The sequence below is a fragment of the Lacipirellula sp. genome (genome assembly GCF_965279485.1).
Lineage (GTDB): Bacteria > Planctomycetota > Planctomycetia > Pirellulales > Lacipirellulaceae > Lacipirellula.
In genome coordinates, this window is sequence record NZ_CBDIIC010000001.1 from 526,942 (window position 1) to 545,080 (window position 18,139).

The window sequence follows — 18,139 nt, forward strand, 5'->3', positions numbered from 1 at the left end:
CTAATCTTCCAGCAGGCCCTTCAGTTTGTCGCGTTGCTCTTGCTGCGTCCGCTCTTTCAGCTGCTCTTGATCCTTCACGATGCCCCGCAGCAACTCGACCAATTCATTGTAGTCTTCCAGCTCCAGCATACGATCTAACACGGCTTTCATCGCTTCTTCGGCCGTTTGAGCCGCCGCTTTCGCCGCCGCCAGCGGTTCCGCCGCCTCGGCCGGCCCCGCTTCGTAGGCTGATTCCAGCGCTTCGAGCTCCTTTTCAAACGCCGGCAGCAGTTCGCCGCTGATCTCTTTGAGCGGTTCGGAAATGCCTCCTTCGAGCCGTTCCTTCAACTCCTCCGTATCGACGCGGTTGTTGATCAACTCGGCGACGATGTCGTCGAACCCGGTCGCCACGCCGCCCGTCTCGAACGCGATCTGCGTCGAGCTCTGCCGCGCACCGCCGATGCGCGACAAGTCGCGCTGCCGGATTCGTTCGTGTTCTGTCGCCGAGGCATTGCTCTCGTCATTCGCCGGGGCGGCGTCGGTCTCGCCCGCAGCGTTCGCAGTATCGTCCGCCTGCGGCGTCGCGGCGGCAAGATCAATGCGGTCGAGCAACTCGCGGACCGCCACCATTTTCTCGTGGATCGCTTCGAACCGCTGCCGCAGCCCGAGCTCGCGGCGTTCCAGAATCGCCCGCAATTCCGACGGCGTGACGACGTCGAGCACAAACCGCTGGCTCCCCCCGATATGGGGTTCTTGGCCCAGGTCGTAAGCGTCGCGAACCTTCACCGCGAGCGACAGTTTCTGCCCCGGCGCCACCGCCACGAGCGGCTGCTTCGTCTGCGGATCGGCGTCGGCCAAGTCGAATGATTCCGTCAGAGCGAGGTCGGTGAGGCCATCCGGTTGCGTGCGCAACGGCCGGCGACTCGCGGCGCCTTCGTTCACCATGTACTCGAACCACGCCTCTTCGAGGCCGTAGTCGTCCGACACGTTCCCCGCTAGCATGATCCGCGCCTGCGGCGTGATCGCCGAACCAATCCCGCGCAACGCCACCGACGCTTCGGGCAATTGGTCGGGCAGCACCGAGACCGGCAACCGGAACGGATCGCGATTCTCGACGCCATCGGCGTCGCGGAGCGAAATGCTAAAGACCTGATCGCTCGACGCGGCGGGAATCTCGAAGCTGAACTCTTTCGCGTTTTTGCCGTCGATCGTCGTCGCCAAATTCGTTTGTGCCGTCGAGTCGCGCACCGTCGCTGCGACGAGCGGCTTGTTCGCCTGAATCCGGCAGACTGCCTTGGCGCCTTCCGGCAACTCAGCTCGGCCGCTTACCGGCACCGACCGCGGCTCGCGTTCCATGTACTTCGGGTAATCGACCTCAAGCCACACCCGCGTGATCGCCGGCCGCTCGACCGCCCGCAGCCGCAGGTTGCGAATCCGATCGTCGCCGCCGATGACGTCGAACTCGATATCGCTGCTCACCTTGAAGGTGTAGTTGTATTCCTGGGCTTCGTCGCGGCCCGGTTCAGCCTCGCCGATCTTGAGCATCGGACCGTTGCCGCGGCCGCCGTCGCTCGGACGCCGCCAGCGGATCTCGACTTCGTCTGGCGCTGTATGCTTGCCGACGATCGACGCCAGCACCGTCAACTCAAAATCATCATCGCGGGCGACGTTCACCACGTCGGCATTTTCGCGATCTTCGAAACCGACGACCGTAAGCTGCACGCGACGCGGCCACAGCTGTTCGCCCAGAGCGAGCCGATCGAGGTAAAAATCAAACGCCCCGCGCTGCGTTAGCGCGAAAATCGCCATCGCCGCGCACAAGCCGATGGCCGCCGCACTTTTGCGTGCGAGCGGCCGCATGTCGAACACTCGCCGCAGCGAAACTTGTTGCATCGCCGCAGCCGCGTTCCGCCCGGCGGCGTCGATCAACTCGCGATTGGCGCCGGCCAGCGCCGACTGCTCGCCGTGGCCATGCGACTGTTCGCCGTCGGTCGCATCCACCGCTTCCGCATCACGCACTATCCCCGCGCGAACGCCCGCCGCTTGAACGGTGGTGATCATTCCCTCGCGCAACTGCGGGTACTGCCGTTCAACGAGTAGCGCCAGGCTATCATCCGGCAGCGGCGCGAACAGCCGCCGCGCGATGTACCGCCAGCCGGTCACCAGCACTGAGAAGAGTGCCGCCAGCCACATGAGAATCCGCATGCCGGCCGACGGCTCGAACAGCCAGTCGATCGCCAGCCCTAGCCAGAACGCCAGCGCCGCGACAATCGCCACCGCCGCCACCCCCTCGGCGAGGCTGTATAGCCGCACCAACATCCGCAGTCGCGACACTTTCTGCGCGACCGGACGGGGAATTTCGAAGGGTAACGACGCCGTAGCCATTTCGTCAGTCAATCTCTCGCACGTTGAAGGCTTACGCCAATTTCAATAACCGTCTGAGCAACCATTCCAAGCAGAGCGCCCCGCAAATCCCCGCTAGCAACCAGCGATGGAGCGACTCCGCAAACGCCTTGTCAGGTTGCCCGCGGACGATCTCGGTCTTCGCCTGACTTTCAATCAGCGTCCCCGCCGCCGGTAGGCCGCTGTCGCCGTTCGCCGCGAGCGCGGGGCTCGCGTAGTACTTGCCGCCCGACCGAGCCGCGATCGCCGTAAGCAGCGCTTCATTCCGCCGTGTCTCGGCAAACTCCAAGTCGGGCACCGCCGCCGTGATTCGCTTCACCAGCGACTCACCCGGATCGCCCGGCGGCGACAGTTCAATGCGGTACGAACCTTCGTTTGAGACGGTGAACTGCCCCACGAAGTTCCCCGGCCGGCTTTCGTCGGCGATCAGTTCGACGTTCATCCCGGCGTTGTTCGGCCCAGTAACTCGCGCGGAAACGCGCGGCGCCACCAGCGGTTCGCGATCGGGCGTGCTCAGCTGCGCCCGCACCACCACCGTATCGCCGACGAAGTACCGATCTCGCTCGACCAGTAACCGGCCGGTCGACGAGCCGCGCAGCAATCGCCCTTGGCTCACATGCCGCACAAGTTGCGTGTAGAGTCGTTCGTAGTAGCCAGGATCGAGCGTCCGCAACCGCCACAGCTCGCCGCTTCCCATGTAGAAAACGCGGCCGGCGCCGTAGAACTGATCCGCAAAGTAAACCGGCCGTTCGGTCGAGATCCCCGCCTCAGGATCGCTGTACCGACCGTACACTTGCGCGCCAGGCTTCGGCCCCTTCACCGCGTAGCAACCGAAGACGCCCGGGAAGCGTCCCCACCGCGCGCGATTCTCTTCCGGCGTGTCACCGAGCCAAAGAAAGTCGGCCTCCATCCCTTCGCGCGTGAAGTCAATCTGCCAAGGCGTCGGCGAGCCGTACAACCCGTCGTCGAGCAAGCCCATCCGTCGTTGGAACTCGACCGGGTAGAGCGCGCGAATTTTGCCATGCTCCGGGCTCTGCGCCCATGTCGCCGTGTGGACCGGCCCCGCGACGACGATCATGCCACCCGCCTCCTCGGCGACCCACTGCTCCAGCAAGTCGACTTGTTGCGCGTCGAGTTGCATCCAGTCGGGATCGAACGCGACGATGACGTCGTAGTCGAAGAGCTCGTCCTTCGTCTTCGGAAACTCCTGCAGCACCTTGTCGGCGTCTTGCGAGATTCCGGGGGGCGACATTTGCAACCAGACGTCGACGTTGGCGTGCCGATCGCGCTTCAGTTGGTTCCGCAGAAAGCGATAGTCGCGAGTCGCACCGCTCGCGATGAGCAGCACCTTCGTACTCGTCTCGACGACGTCGATTTCCGCCGTGCGGCGATTGTCGTCGCTGTATTGGTCGTCGGGTGGCGCAACGAGGCGGGCCTCCAACTCCAACCGCCCAATTACCGACGGTTCGATGTCGAACTCCACCGGCACGGTCTCGCCGTCGGCGTTGAGCGTCACTGACTCTTGGCCGATGCGAACCTCGGCGCTCCCTTCGCCTTCGCGAGCGTAGAGTTCCACGTCGAACGAGCGGCCCGCATATCCCTCGCCTTGCACGAGCGCTCGCACGGCGACCTTATCTTCTGGATATGCTCGCGACGGCGCGATCAATTCTTGCAGCCGCAAGTTGCGCCGCGGCGCCGTCGAACCGACGCCGACGGTGATAATCGGCGTTTTCGCAATCGCCGCGGCATCCGCAACGGCAAGCGGGTCGACGCCGAGGTTTTGCCCGCCATCGGAGAACGCGAACACCCCCGCAAGTTGCCCCGCCACCGGTTCCGCCAGCGTCGCCGCCAACGCATCGCCCAACCGCGTTTCGGCCCCAATCGGTTTCCCAGCGTCAAAAAGCCGCGACCGTTGGTCGCGGTCTTCATCACGGCCGCCATCACGCGCGCCGTCGCCGTCATCGTTCGATTCGGTGGCGGCGTCGTTTGCTGAATGCACGCGACCGCCGGTCGCGGCTTTATCGCGTTTCCATTGTTGGATGCGGCGAACTTCGGCGTCGAATACTTTTACCGTCACGTCGTGCTGGCTGCGCAATTCTCTGATGAGCGGCGAATCGGCCAATACCTGCAACACCGCCTCGCTGCGGCTCACGCCATCGTCGCCGCTCTTCTCATCTTCCACCGCCATGCTTTGGCTGGCGTCGACGAGCACCGTCACCCGCGATTCAGTGACAATCTCCTGATCGGTCCGCTTGAGCGGATCGAGAAAAAATAAAATCGCCCCCGCAAACGCCGCCAATCGCAACGCTCCCAGCGCGAACGTCGCCCAGGTCGGCAGCGCCGAATGCTCGCGGCGATACTGCCACACGACGAACAGCACGAGCAACACGGCCGCCACCGCGACGCCCAGCCACAGCCAGCGGGGATCGTCGAATTGCTCCAGCCGGCCGAACCGGTAGCTTGTCAGCCCCTCCCCAAGCGTGGGTGCGACCGCCGGCGTGGCCGGATCGGTTGCTGCGCCAGGCGACTCCGCGGTCGTTTGCGCGAGCAGCAGCAAGCGGTTCCAGGCGATCATGCGGCGCTCCTGGCCGCGGCCGGATGGTAGCTCGCCGAAACGGCCAGCAACTGCTCGAAGATGAGAATCGCCGCCAATGCGTAAAGAAACGCGTCGCCCAGCTGATAACCTTCCAACTCATCGTCAGCCTTCGTGAACTCCGACGCGAGCGCGTACCGGTACTCCACGCCCGGCAGCCGCTCGGCCAGTTCGCTCTGCGGCAAGATCGCCAGCTCTCCTTCGCCGGTCGGCACGTTCACCGCGACATAACGAACCTGCGGCTTCCCCTCGCGCGTCGTCAGCTCAAACCGCCACACGCCGCTCCGCGGTTGTCCCGGCGCCGTGATCTCGTAAACCCCCTCCTTCGCCGCCGCGACAATCGGCGTCGCATTGCTTTCGCCAACGCCCGGCGCGCGAACTTTTACTTCAGGCAGATAGGCAGCCTCAGGCAGCGCGAGTTTGATCGGTTCGTCGACGCCGCGCACATCAAATCGCCGCCGCGTCGCCGACAGGTACCCGACGAGTTCGTTCGCGTAGATCGGGAACACTGGATTGAGACTCCAGTTCGTCCAGACCCCTTGGTCAGTCGGCGTCGGGGCCAGCTTCGCCAAATGAAGCAGCACGCGGCCTTCGCCGAACTTCTTCTCCAGCGCCAGCGGCGCGCCGTTGCGGAGCGTTGCGATTGCGCTCACGTCACCCGACTCCGGAATCTTCCAGTTCGGATCGAGTGCGTAATAGAAATCAACGTTTGCCACCGACAGAAAACTGTTGCGCTGCCCGGCGAAGACGCGGAAAATCGGATGTTCGGCGACGCGAACGTCGGCGCCCGCTTCCGACGGATCGCGCAAGAGCTGCGAAGGCACGTTCAGCGGCGCCGGCAGCAGCCCCGCACCATCGGCGAAGAGTTGATCGTTGTAAAACGGCTGCTGCGATTGCGGCCCGACGAAAATCGCCAACCCGCCGCCGCTGCGCACATACGACTCGAGCACTTCAACTTCGGCGTCGTCGAGCCGCGGCACATCGAGCAGCACGATCACCGCGTAGTTGGCGAGCGCTTCGTGGTTCCGCAGATAGCTCGGCGGCTCGACCTGCGGATTCCAACCGCCCACATTCTTTCCACCGGGGCTAAGCGCCGTCCGCAGATAGTAGCCATCGTCGCCGTTCGCCGAACCGTCGATCACCAGCACCGGGAAGACCGGCGGAATCTCCGCGGCGAAGTATCGCTTGTTATCGGTGAGCACCGCGTCGCTTTCGAGCCCCGCCGTCAGTTCGTGCGGGCCGGCGGTCGGGAAGGTCACGCGGAACCGCCGCGTTGCCGTTTCGCCCGCAGGAATTTCGTCGAACTCCACCGCCGGCAACCGATTGCCATCTTGCTCGACCGCCACGGTGACGGCGGCGACCGGCGCCTTGCCGTAGTTCGCCACGGTCAGTTCCATCCAAGTTTCAACGCCCGCCGCGCGAATGCCCGACTCCGGCTCGAGTCGCGTGATCGCGAGGTTTGGCCGCTCGTCGTAAACGGTCTGCACGAGTTGCAAGTCGCCAACCCGTCCACGAAGCTCCGTCATCAGTTGCTGCAGCTGCGCTTGCTCTTCCCACTGCGGCCGGCGGAAATCGGTGACAAGGTACGCAATCCGCGTCTCGCCTTCGACCGCCTCGGGCAACCGCGTCGCCGCTTGCAGCCCGTCGATCGGCCCGGCGTTCGTTTCCGACGCCTTCATTTCGCCGAGCGTCCGCTCCAACTCCGCGAGCAGCGCCGCATCGAGCGGCCGCCGATCAATCTCCGGCCCAGCGCCAGCCGCCAGGCGACGGGCTTCCGAAAACCGCAACAGCGTAACAAGCTGATTCTCCGACCGCCCCTGAGCTTGCTCCAGCACCGCGGCGACGACGCGCTTCGCCTGCTCGAACGCCGACGTCTCATCCCAGTGGTCGGTCATCGAGTAGCTGTCGTCGAGCAGCAGCAAGTGATGCGTCACCCCGCGGCCGAACAGCCCGGCCCAGGTCGACTTGATCACTGGCCCAGCCAACATAAACACCACCGCCGCGATCGCCGCCGTTCGCAGCAATAGCAGCAGTAGTTGCTTGAGGACGATCCACTTCTTATTCCGCTTTTGGCTCTCCAGCAGAAAGTCCATCGCCGCCCACTCGATCCGCCGATGCCGCCGCAGGTTGATCAGATGGATCACCAGCGGCGCCGCGATAAGCGGCAAGCCGAGCGTCAACAGTGTGGGGAGCAGAAACGACACGTCGTGGGGTGATCAGTTACTGGTGATTGGTGATTGGGAATTCGTAGTGCCCGAGGGCCTTCGATTTACTGAGATATTTGCTTGCCGAGATTAACCGATCACTGATCACCAGTAACCGATCACCTCCTTACTACTTCCGCGCCGCCAACCGCCGGCTCAAAAACGCCGCCAGCGCCGCGTCCATCGGCTGGCTCGTCCGAATCAACTCATAATCAACCGCGTCGCGTGCGCATCCATGCCGCAGCGTCGACACAAACTTCTCGACCGCCTCCAAATACCCTTCACGCAGCGCCCGCGGGTTGCAATTGAGATGCGCCGGCAACTCCAAACCTTCGAACCGCGTCGGCCCGTCGAACGGAAAATCCAGCTCGTCGTCATCCATCACATGCAACACGAGCACGTCGTGCCCGCGTTGCCGCAGTAGCCGCAACCCCCGCAACGTCGACGCCGGATCGCCTAGCAAGTCCGACACCACGACGATCAGCCCGCGGCGATAATTCTCCTCCGCAATCAACCGCAGCACGTTACCGGGATCGGTCTTCGCTTGCGGCCGATTCGCGTCGAGCGCCTGGACGATCGACGCCAGATGCACCTGCGTGCTCCGCATTGGCGTCCGCGCGCGAATCTTTTCGTCAAACGCCAGACACGCCACCGCATCATGCTGCCGCAACAGCAGATAGGCGATACTCACCGCCGCCGTCGCCGCGTACTCGTACTTATTCAGCGGCCCGCTGCCATACTCCATGCTTTTCGAAACGTCGACGAGCAGCGTGCAGCGCATGCTGGCGTCTTCTTCGAACTGCTTCACATAGAGACGATCGGCCTTCGCCCAGACTTTCCAGTCGACGTGGCGCAGATCGTCCCCCGGGGCGTACTGCCGGTGCTGCAGGAATTCGATCGATCGGCCGAAATACGGGCTGCGATGCATCCCGCTCATGAACCCTTCGACGACGTGCCGTGCACGAATCTCCAGGCGCCCGATCCGCCGAATCGCCTCAGGATGCAAAAATCGCTTTGAATCGGGCGTCATTGGCCAATTCATCCTCGCGGGCCGGGGTGGACTGGATGAGCCGATCGATCACGTCGTCCGACGTGACGCCGTCGCTTTCGGCGGCGAAGTTGACGACGATGCGGTGCCGCAGCACCGGCTTGGCGAGCGCCTGGATATCGTCGACGGTCACATGCGTGCGCCGTTCCATCAGCGCGCGGGCTTTGGCGCCAATGATTAGGAATTGCACGGCCCGCGGACCGGCGCCCCATGCCAACTGGTCGGCGACGAAGTCCGGAATTCCCGGCTCGCCGACTCGCGTCTGCCGCACCAACGACAACGCGTAGCGAATCACGTGATCGCTCACTGGTACTTCGCGCACCAATCGCTGCAACGTGAGAATTTCTTCCGGCGAAATCACCGACGACACGGTGTCCGTGATCGCCGCCGTCGTCCGGCGGGCGACTTCGAACTCTTCCGCAAAGCTGGGGTACGTCACCAGCACCTTGAACATGAACCGGTCTTGCTGCGCTTCCGGCAGCGGATAGGTTCCTTCCTGCTCGATCGGGTTCTGCGTGGCCAGCACGAAGAACGGATCGCTCAGCTGATGTCGCACGCGGCCGACCGTCACTTGCCGCTCTTGCATCGCTTCGAGCAGCGCGGCCTGCGTCTTCGGCGGCGTCCGGTTGATTTCGTCCGCGAGAATCACGTTCGAAAACAGCGGGCCTTCGAGGAACCGCATCTCGCGCTGCCCGGTCGAGCGATTCTCTTCGATGATGTCGGTGCCCGTAATGTCGGCCGGCATCAGGTCGGGCGTGAACTGAATGCGGCTGAACGACAGGTTCATCGTCCGCGCGAGTGTGCTGATGAGCAGCGTCTTCGCCAGCCCCGGCACGCCTTCAAGCAAGCAATGCCCGCGGCTAAACAGGCTGATCAGGAGTTGATCGACGACGTCGTTCTGACCAACGATCACCTGAGCCAACTGGCCCCGAATCCGTTCGACCGCCGAACCGAGCTTTTCAATCACCTGACCGTCGGCGACGGCATCCGCGGAATCGTTCATGCAGGAAGTCTCAGAGGGTTCAGGTGTCGGGGTTCAGGGTTCAGCTACGAGGGTTCAGGCGTCGGGGTTCGGGGGTCAGCACGAAAGGCGATTTCGCATTTCCTGAACCCCGAACCCTAACACCCGAACCCTCACCTTTGGTAAATCGGTAAGTAAGCGTTGTCCAACTGCAAAATGATCAAGTTCAGCGCCGTCGTGTAGACCGGGCCGACGTACCCTTGGCTCCAAGTGTACGCCGTGCCGTCGCCCATCTTCACGGCGGTCGCCTCGGCGAGAATCCGCTTCTCCACTGCCGCGCGATAGTCGTTCCACGCGTCCCCACCTTCGCGGTACTGCACCTGGGAATAGTAGAAGTGGGCGTAGTGCCAATGGCCGAAACTATCTTGCGCCGCGGGATCGAGCTGCTTCCGGCAGTACTCCATCATTCGCGGCACGTAATCATCGTCATATTCTCCGGCGTTGTACAGGCAGGCGATGGCCGCGGCGGTTATGGCCGGCCGCCCTCCCCCGCCTTTCGAGCTGTACTGCACGGCCCCATCCTTCAGCGTGCAATTGTGGATGTACTTGACCGCTCTCTCGATCACCTCGTTCGGCACGGGAATCCCCGCATTGCGGGCGCCGCGCAACCCCTGCACTTGCGTGATCGTCGTCGAGCCTTCGTCGAAGCCGCCGCCATCCTTTGCGCTTACATACCCCCAGCCGCCGGCCGGCGTCTGAGCGTACCCGGTGAATTCAACCGCCTTCGTGAGGACCCGAATCAATTCTGCGCGCCGCTCGACGTCTTCCTCTTCGCCCAGCACTTCCGACAGGAAAAGCATGGCGAATCCGTGGCCGTAGGTGTAGCGATCGTCGTCGGCGTCCCCGATGAGACCGTTCGGTCGGCTGCGGTTGGTGAGATAGTCGACGGCGCGGCGAATGTTCTCGGCATACTTGCCCTGCGTCGTCGTCGAGCCTTCGCACAGCATGGCCATGCCGGCAAGGGCCGTCATCGCGGTCGGATACCGCCCCTGCGCACTCCAGTGGCCCAACTTGTGCTGCTGCGAGGCGAGCCACTCGAGCCCGCCATTGACGTGCGCCTGCACGGCAGGATCCGGGACACGCGCAGCGACCGGCTGCAAAGTCGCCGTCGCTATCGTCGCCAAGAGTGTGAAGATCCATTTCAACATCAGAGCGTCCAACTTCCGAAAGTACGGCGGCCGTTTACTCGCGACCGAACTTGAACAAGATGCCCATCAAGCCGCCGCCGCTCGTCTTCCGTTCAGATTCAACCTCGGCAAGCGAGGGAGGTTCCGGCGGTCGACGCTGATCGGTGAATTGTAACAAGAACGTTTTTCCCGCCGTTTCGATGACTGCCTGATGCTGCGCCGCGTCGGAAATCCGCGCCAAGACCATGCCGCCGTTGTTCATTGGCAGATCGTCGCGCCGCATGATCGCGCGGCCGGTCGCCTTGTCGAGCACCAACATGGCAGTCTGTTGACCGGTATTCCCTTCGCGCGTCAATCGTCCGGAAAATAGGATGAACGGCAAATCAACTGGCTGGTTGGACGTGTACGCTTGCTGCTCGATTTCCGCGGGGCGATTCCACCGCATCTCGCCGCTGTGGCGAGAGAACAGCATCGCGACGCCGTCGATCACCGGCGAATCTGGCGTGAAGCCCTGCATTGTCGGCCCCCGATTCATCGACGCGGGCCCGCGGACGAGCAGCAGGAAATCATCCTGTCCGACTCGGAGATGGAGCTCGTCCGCTCGCAACGCATCGGGAGTCTGGTAGTCGACCAACGTTTCGCCATTGGTTCCGTCGAGAATGACGACGCGTCCCTTCCCGTCGACGATCGACACGTAACGGCTTTGATCAACGTCGATTGCTGCGCCGGAACCGAACTCTCGAGACCACTCCGTCTCGCCGCTCCACGCATCGACAGACGACAGCGTCGCCTGAGCGCCTGCCGTTTTCCACCGCAGGAGCTTCCGCCCGATCGACACGACTTGCTCGCGGAATGGCGGGACCGCCCGCTTGCCTAGCTGCCGACCATCGACCGTGCTGTAGACGCGGGCCTCGGTCTTGCCTGGCGGAATGGCGAATAAGTAGTCGTCATCGCCGAATAGTTCGCAACCGCGCGGCACGTCGGTCCGCGACCACCGCACGTTGCCGGACGTTGGATCAAGACAGACTAGGCGCCGCTGATCTTGGAAAATCACCCCGCGGCTCGTCACGGGGCCAATGACGCCGATCAACTTCCCGTCGGCGTCTGCTGCGCGCGGGGCGCGATTCGAACCAGGCCGCGCCGTATCGCCTCCCGAACTGCTTTGCGGGAACGGCTGGTCGTAATTCAGATTCGTGACAATGCTCGTGCGCCACATCACGCTCGGCGCCAAGGCGTCGGTCGCCGACAGCGTGTTGAAGGCCGCCAGTTGCGTCCCGAACGAAACGACCAGCAAGTTTCCGCGCGAAACGCCGTAGTAATTCCCCGGGTTGTAGCGGTACATGCCTTGGTTCTCCGCTTCGAGGTTCGTGCGGAAAAACTCTTGGCCGTAATTGTCGGTCAGCAGCACCTCGCCGCCCCGTTGGGAAAACTGCGGCGACGAATAACCCAGGATCGAGTCGGTTCGTTCCATGCGAATGCCGACGGTTGGCATCCGCATCCGAGCTCCCATTGAGGGCGTCGTTTGCGCCTCCGCGACCGTTACACGGCCATGCGGCCAAGTATTCGGGTCGACCGGCGTCGCGTCTTTCCACCGCGCAACCAACGCGTTACCGGTGAATTCATCAAAGCAAATCTCATCGGCCAACGGCCCCGCCAGCTCTGCATCGTAGGCAGTCGCCAGCGAGTGAAGTCCCGCTTCGTGCAACTGCCAGGCGATCCGCCCGACCGCCTCGCGATGAATCCGCAGGTCTTCCGAATCGACCAGGTCGAGAAACATCTGCTGCGCTTCGAGCGATTGCCCCGCCAGCGCCAACTCGCGGGCGCACAGCAGCCGCAACGATTCCGTCATCGGCAGGTTGCCGAAAAACGCCAGCGTCCGCTCCAGCGGTTCGCCCCGCGGCTCCGCGCCTAGGGAGGCCAACTCGTTATCGATGCGGCTCTTCAGCGTCGCTCGCTGCTCGTCGTTCGCCGCTTCCCAAATTGCCGCCAACTGCGCTTGCACCCACCGCGCAGCCGTCGTCTGGTGATCGCGGCTCACCGGCATCAGTTCGTCGGCCGGACCGCTGAGCCGATACAACTTGAGGCAGGCGTCCGCCGAAATAAGCGGCTCGCCAACTTCGAGCATCCCCTTCGCTTCAATCCGCAACGTCGCCATCTGCCGCGCAACGCCGCCGTCCTTCAACTCTTGCAGCAGGAGCAGCTTCTCACGATTGCCCGCGAAGTCGGCATCGAGCGCTTCCGCCAAACACTCGGCCAGCACCTCGCGCGTTTCGAGTTCGTCCGGCGCCGCACGGTAGGCTTGCTCTAACATGCGGATCGCGTCGCCTAGGCGTCCTTCGTTGAAGGCAACTTCGCCCAACGTCCGCAGTGCCTCGACGTCGCTCGGATTTTCTTGGAGCGTTCGCACCGAGCGTTTCCGCAGCACGTCGATTTGGTCGTAGCAATCGAGATACTTGCCGTTTTGCGAGATCACCGAGCCGCGGTGGCAAATTAGATTGCCCAACGGCGCCCCGTCCGCCGGCGCGGTCCGCGCGACGACGCGACCTCCCGCCAAATCAATCGCGATCACTTCCGCGGAGGTGAGCGGTAGGAAATACTTGCCGTCGCTTACAAATCCAGTTCCCGCCGGAAAAGCGCCGCTTGCAAAGCCCAACGTCTCTTTTTTCCAGGCAGGCTTGCCGTCAGACAGGGTCAACGCCTTCGCCTTGCGATTGCCGATGAGTAGCACGCGGCCCTCTTCGATGCATGCGAGCCGCTTCATGTCGTCCCGCTTCGCCTTCCACAGCAGCTTGCCGCTCTGCAGTTCGACGCAATGCAACGACGTCGACTCGGGCGGCGTCAGCACGACCTTGCCGTCGGCAATCGCCACGGCATTGTCGGTCCAACGATTCGCGGCATTGAACGGATTGCCGTCGTCGCGGCCCCCCTGATACATGTTCGGAATCGTCGACTGCGCGTCGAAGCGGTAGGCCCACGCGAACGACCGCTTGGCAAGATCGATCCCCATCACGACGCCCGACCCCGTCGGGCAGACAAGAATACCGCCTTCGTACGACGGCGACAGCGATTGCAACCGTCGCCGCAGGTCGAGTTGCACGCTTGCCTCGAGACTCGCCAACTGTTGCTGCCACTCGACGGCGCCGGTCTCGCGATTGAGAGCGATGAGGTACACCGCGCTCTTGGCTTCTCCCAGCACGTACAGCGACTGCCCCACCGCAAGCGGGGCGCCGAGGAAGAACGTCCCTGCCAAGTCGCCGTCGGCCTGCTGACCGTCGATTTCCCACAGCAGTTTGCCTTGCGTCGCCAGGTCGTAAGCGGTCAATCGGTTGGTCGCGATGCGATCGGCGGGGATATCGCCGCCCATCATTGGCGACATATCGTATTGCAACGCCGCCGGCATGTTCAGATTGTTGACGGCGTAGATGCGATCGCCGTCGCTGCTCACAACGCCGTAGAGATAGTCTTCCCACACGCGACGCGCAAACGCCCGCAACGGCTCGGGGCTGCCCGACTGCTCATCGCCGTTGAGCGACGACTGAATCAAATCATCCAGCGTTTTCTCACGCTGCGGCTGGCTTCGCCAGACAAGCTTGCCCGTTCGGAAGTCGACTGCCAACACCCCTTGGGGCGTGCGCGTGACGATGTAATCGCCAGCGGCAATCACGTTGCCCGCGACCGGCATTGGTTGCTCGGTGCGAATAAACTCGGCGATGAGGTTCTCGAAAATCGTTTCGAGCCGCGGGGGCCCTAGCAGCCGCACTTCCCAACGGACGCGGAGGTGAGGCAGGCCGCCGTTCACTGAGCCATTGCGCGCCGCGTTGCCGCGATAGGTGAGCCATTGGCGCTCTTGCTGCGCGACCATACCCGCCGGCTCTCCGACGACTTCGCGCAACCATTCGATAGCCGCTGCTTGCGAATCAAACTTCCGCGTCCGGCCAGCTATTTCGATCGACTGCTCGCCATGGGCGAGGAGATTCTCAAGAATCTTACGGGCCTTCTCTTCTTCGCCAGCAGCCAGCCAACTCGAGGCGGCGCGAATCGAGAGCGATGGCTCGAACCGTCGCGCTGCTTCAGGCGCTTCGAGCAATTGTTCGTAAGCTAGGGCCGCCGAGAAGTGACGCCCTGCGTCCGCCTCGTCCATCGCCAACAGCAGGGCTGCTTCGTAGCCCGCCGGCGTGAACAAATATCGCTGCGAAATCTTTGCAAGGGCCGCCGAATCGCCGCTGGCGATCGCCGCTTCGAGCTGCCGCTGAGCTTCGGCGCCGTAAGAATTCTCGTACGACTGACGCCCCTCAGGCGGCAAGTCGCGGATCAGCCGCCGCGCGGCCTGCTTCATTCCGGAATACTCGCCCGCTTCGCCGAGTTCGACGAAGAAGTCCTCGTCGCGACCCAAGATCTCGTCGAGAAAGCGGATCGCTTGCGAATACTCGCCGCCGGCGATGCTCTCCTGGGCACGCTGCATCCCGCGGCTGAGCGTCCGATCGGTCGGCGGCTGCACGCCCACCATCGCCTCATCGGGGGCGTTCCGGCCAAAGACGGTGCGAGCCCGACGGATGATTTCCTGAGCTGAAGCCGTCTCCGGCCCCTCACCCCAAAAAACGCCAGGTAGCCCGAAAGCGAGTTGGAGACTCCACGCCGCCGCCAGGCAGTGCCTAGCGGTCCGTCCGATCCTCCAGCTCGACATGGCGCTCTCCTATTCCCTTAGTAGCCGGCTCGGCGAGCCAATGGACCGAAATCCCTACCCACGGGCGCTCCTCACCCGGCGGCCAATCCCTCCGCAGGGCGCCGGCGCCACCCGTAACACCTTGCCCATTCTAAGTTTACACCGGGTAACGATTATGGCAATTGAGCGATCGGTGCCGGCGGTGCCCCGCCAGCCCCACGGTTGGGGGCCCGCGCCTGCCCGCACCGCCAAATCCCCTATTTTCCGGCCCAAAACGAGGGCGCCCATAACTTTAGCCCCAGTTTTCTAGGGCCTTTTGGGAGGAAAGTTGGGGAAACCACGGCTTTTCTAGGGTTTTTGCCGACTTTCGGCTTGTAATTTAGCCGCTATCGCCCTTAAATCAGCACGTTGCGTGCTAGATTGCTAGTACGTCGAGGCCCGGGGCCCCGGGCCACACCCGAAACAAGTGTCATCCCCACCCAATTTTCAAACTGACTAAGGAAGGTTCCGATCATGGCGAAAGCCCCTGCCAAGAAGCCGCCCACCAAGACTGAAATCTTCGCGAGCATCTCGGAAGCCACCGGCGTGGCCAAGAAGGACGTCTCGGCTGTGTTCGACACTCTGTCGGACGAAATCGCGAAGGCCCTCAGCAAGAAGGGCGCGCAAGCCTTCACGATCCCCGGTCTGTGCAAGATCGTGGTCCAGCACAAGCCGGCCCAACCGGCCAAGAAGAACGTCCCGAACCCCTTCAAGCCGGGCGAGATGATGGACGTGGCTGCCAAGCCCGCCAAGAACATCGTCAAGGTTCGCGCCTTGAAGAAGCTGAAGGACATGGCCTAATCGCACCCGCGATGCTGGCCCAGGCCTGAGCAAAAATTAACCGCCGAGCGCGCCCCAGGCCCGCTCGGCGGTTTTTTATGCGCGTATACCACACTTCAAAGTAGCCGCGGGTCAACGACCCGCCGGAGCGCCCAAAAACAACGTCGCCCCAAACATTCCCCGACCCAGCGCTCGCCTACTCTCTCTCCGACGCATCCGCTTCGCGCCGTCCCCCGCCATGCCGATGCCCCTGCCCATTCGGATGCAGGCCCCCGCACCACCGCTGCATCACCGCCAGAATCACCAGCGCAAAGAACGTGCTAAGAATCGCCGTCGACGCGTGCCCCAATCCGGCCGTCATGCCGATCGCAGCCGTCGTCCAGATACTCGCCGCCGTCGTGAGGCCGTGAATCTCCTCATTCGTCTTCCCTTTAACGATCGCCCCGGCGCCCAGAAACCCGATGCCGGCGACGAGCCCTTGGATAATCCGCGAGTTCTCCGGCCCGCCCCCGCCCGCGAGCGTGTTCGCCATCAGAAACATCGCCGCGCCGATCGCGACCAACATGTGCGTTCTGACGCCCGCCGCTTTTCCGGCACTCTCGCGCTCATAGCCGAGCGCTCCGCCCAGCATGGCGGCGAGAAACAGCCGAAAGACGACCACCGCCGCCTGCCCGGCATCCGCTAAATCATTGAACTCGCCCGCAATCGCATCGACTATTTCTTGCACCATCGGTCTGTCGTTCTCCCTGGACGCCGGCCACTGAAAAAGCCGCAAATAGACACCTGCCATATCCGCGTTTAGCTTACGACAAAAGCGAATCGCGTGCCGCGGGATCTCGCTGATGAACATGCTTGAGCCGGACTGGCCGTCCCCCGTATACTCCTGATCTGTTGGAGTGAGCCATTTAGCCATGCCAGGCAGCTTGGGGTGGGTTTGCCGGCGCATCGAGGGGAGAAACTGCCGTGGCCAAGAAACAAGCATCGAACGAGAAGAAAGAAAAGCCCGCCGCCGCGAAGCCGGCGAAGAGCGCTGCCAAGCCGGCCGCTGCCCCGAAGACGTTGTTCAATGAACCTGCCGAGGCTAAGCCCGCCAAAGCCGCCAAGCCTCCTGCCCCCAAGAAGAAGGCCGCTGCCCCTGCTGCATCGTCGGCGTCGGTCCGCCCGTTGACGGTTGAAGAGATCGGCCACGTCGCCGGCGAAGTCTGGGGCGCCCTCTCCGCGAACGACAACGGCGGCGTCACGCTCGCCGCGCTCAAGAAGGCCGTCGCCGCTCCCGCCGATCATGTGCTACTCGCGCTCGGCTGGCTCGCCCGCGAAGACAAGGTCGAACTCGACGCCAGCAAGAAGACGCCCACCGTCACCCTGAAGTAGCCGCGGGTCAACGACCCGCCGGAGCGATCCGAAAACGGCGTTGCCCCGCGACATTCCACCCACGGCGGGTTTTGCGCGCTGCAGTTGCGCCGCAAAAGGCCCGCGGCCAACGGCCGCGGCTTTATGTCCCCACGGCTTGCAACACGCCGTCCCACAGCTTCACCCGCGCTCGCAGCGCCGCCAGCGCCCCCGCCTCGGCCTGCCGCCAATGTTCCGCGTCGCTTCCGCAGAGCGACCGCACCAACCGCGCCGCCATCGGCCCATGCTCGTCGCCGTCGAGTTGGATGTGACGCTTGAGATAGAATTCGAACCGTCCGAATCCGCCCGCCGTCGCATTGGCCTCTGCCACGATCTTCTCGAACACGCTCGGAAGCAAATCTTCACGCCCAAATGTGAACGCCGCCGCCAGCCCGCTTAAGCTCCCCTGCTCGATCGTGTGGAACGTCGCTTCGACGAATTCCGCCGCCGCCGCGGGAACCTTCGCCACCTGCAGCGCCGTCTCCAGCCCCGCGCCCTCGTCGATGTGCTTCACAAACTTCTCAATCGACGCGGTATTCGCACCGGCGTCGCGCATTGCCCGCAGGTAGAGCTCGAAGTGGCTGGCATAGCCACCTTCGCCATCCTCGTCGGTCTCTTCCCCCAGCACGATCTCGTTCACCAACCGCGCCGCCGCGGGGTCCGCCGTCGGCCGCCACGGAATCTCGACGCACGTCAGTTGCCGCTGGAGCGCCTTGAGCAACGACATAAAATCCCACACCGCGTACACATGGTGCTCCATGAACGTCCGCAACGCCGCGGCACCGTCGATGCGACGGTACAGGGGATGTTCGAGCAGCGTGGTGCGAAGCGGCAACAGCCGCAACTGAAGTTCTTGCAGCGAATCAACGGCAGGCATGGAACGGCCAAGGGTT

11 protein-coding genes are annotated in these 18,139 nt (G+C 63.4%); 2 read left to right on the forward strand and 9 right to left on the reverse strand.

The features are described from left to right. The 7 genes from ACQY7R_RS02245 to ACQY7R_RS02275 all read right to left on the reverse strand — a co-directional run bounded on the left by ACQY7R_RS02245 (position 1) and on the right by ACQY7R_RS02275 (position 15,059). The gene (locus tag ACQY7R_RS02245; RefSeq protein ID WP_428303976.1) at positions 1–2,364 is read right to left on the reverse strand and encodes a hypothetical protein; all 2,364 of its coding nucleotides are present in this window, start codon (positions 2,362–2,364) and stop codon (positions 1–3) included. A gap of 31 nt (positions 2,365–2,395) precedes the next feature. Beyond that, complete coding sequence (locus tag ACQY7R_RS02250; RefSeq protein ID WP_428303977.1) at positions 2,396–4,957, reverse strand: hypothetical protein; 2,562 nt, start codon at positions 4,955–4,957, stop codon at positions 2,396–2,398. Beyond that, entirely contained in the window at positions 4,954–7,179 is a 2,226-nt protein-coding gene (locus ACQY7R_RS02255; protein WP_428303978.1) for a BatA domain-containing protein, read from the reverse strand. The genes ACQY7R_RS02250 and ACQY7R_RS02255 overlap by 4 nt, the downstream gene beginning before the upstream one ends. A 130-nt stretch (positions 7,180–7,309) precedes the next feature. Then, complete coding sequence (locus tag ACQY7R_RS02260; RefSeq protein ID WP_428303979.1) at positions 7,310–8,209, reverse strand: DUF58 domain-containing protein; 900 nt, start codon at positions 8,207–8,209, stop codon at positions 7,310–7,312. Further along, the gene (locus ACQY7R_RS02265) at positions 8,175–9,230 is read right to left on the reverse strand and encodes an AAA family ATPase (protein WP_428303980.1); all 1,056 of its coding nucleotides are present in this window, start codon (positions 9,228–9,230) and stop codon (positions 8,175–8,177) included. Before ACQY7R_RS02265 ends, ACQY7R_RS02260 begins: the two co-directional genes overlap by 35 nt. 131 nt (positions 9,231–9,361) lie before the next feature. Further along, positions 9,362–10,396 (reverse strand): prenyltransferase/squalene oxidase repeat-containing protein, encoded by a 1,035-nt coding sequence (locus tag ACQY7R_RS02270; protein ID WP_428303981.1) that lies wholly within the window; start codon positions 10,394–10,396, stop codon positions 9,362–9,364. Between the two features lie 34 nt (positions 10,397–10,430). Further along, on the reverse strand, positions 10,431–15,059 hold the full coding sequence (locus ACQY7R_RS02275; protein WP_428303982.1) for a PQQ-binding-like beta-propeller repeat protein: 4,629 nt from the start codon (positions 15,057–15,059) through the stop codon (positions 10,431–10,433). A 492-nt stretch (positions 15,060–15,551) separates the two neighbouring features. On the opposite strand from ACQY7R_RS02275, the gene ACQY7R_RS02280 reads away from it, so the two are divergent. Then, entirely contained in the window at positions 15,552–15,878 is a 327-nt protein-coding gene (locus ACQY7R_RS02280; RefSeq protein WP_152099069.1) for an HU family DNA-binding protein, read from the forward strand. Positions 15,879–16,053: 175 nt separating this feature from the next. On the opposite strand, the gene ACQY7R_RS02285 is transcribed toward ACQY7R_RS02280, so the two are convergent. Beyond that, positions 16,054–16,587, reverse strand: a complete 534-nt coding sequence (locus tag ACQY7R_RS02285; RefSeq protein ID WP_428303983.1) for an MgtC/SapB family protein — start codon at positions 16,585–16,587, stop codon at positions 16,054–16,056. Positions 16,588–16,820: 233 nt separating this feature from the next. On the opposite strand from ACQY7R_RS02285, the gene ACQY7R_RS02290 reads away from it, so the two are divergent. Then, complete coding sequence (locus tag ACQY7R_RS02290; RefSeq protein WP_428303984.1) at positions 16,821–17,228, forward strand: winged helix-turn-helix domain-containing protein; 408 nt, start codon at positions 16,821–16,823, stop codon at positions 17,226–17,228. A gap of 121 nt (positions 17,229–17,349) precedes the next feature. Here the strand turns inward: ACQY7R_RS02290 and ACQY7R_RS02295 are convergent, their stop codons facing one another. Further along, positions 17,350–18,123 (reverse strand): DUF3050 domain-containing protein, encoded by a 774-nt coding sequence (locus ACQY7R_RS02295; RefSeq protein ID WP_428303985.1) that lies wholly within the window; start codon positions 18,121–18,123, stop codon positions 17,350–17,352. Between the last annotated feature and the right edge of the window lie 16 nt (positions 18,124–18,139).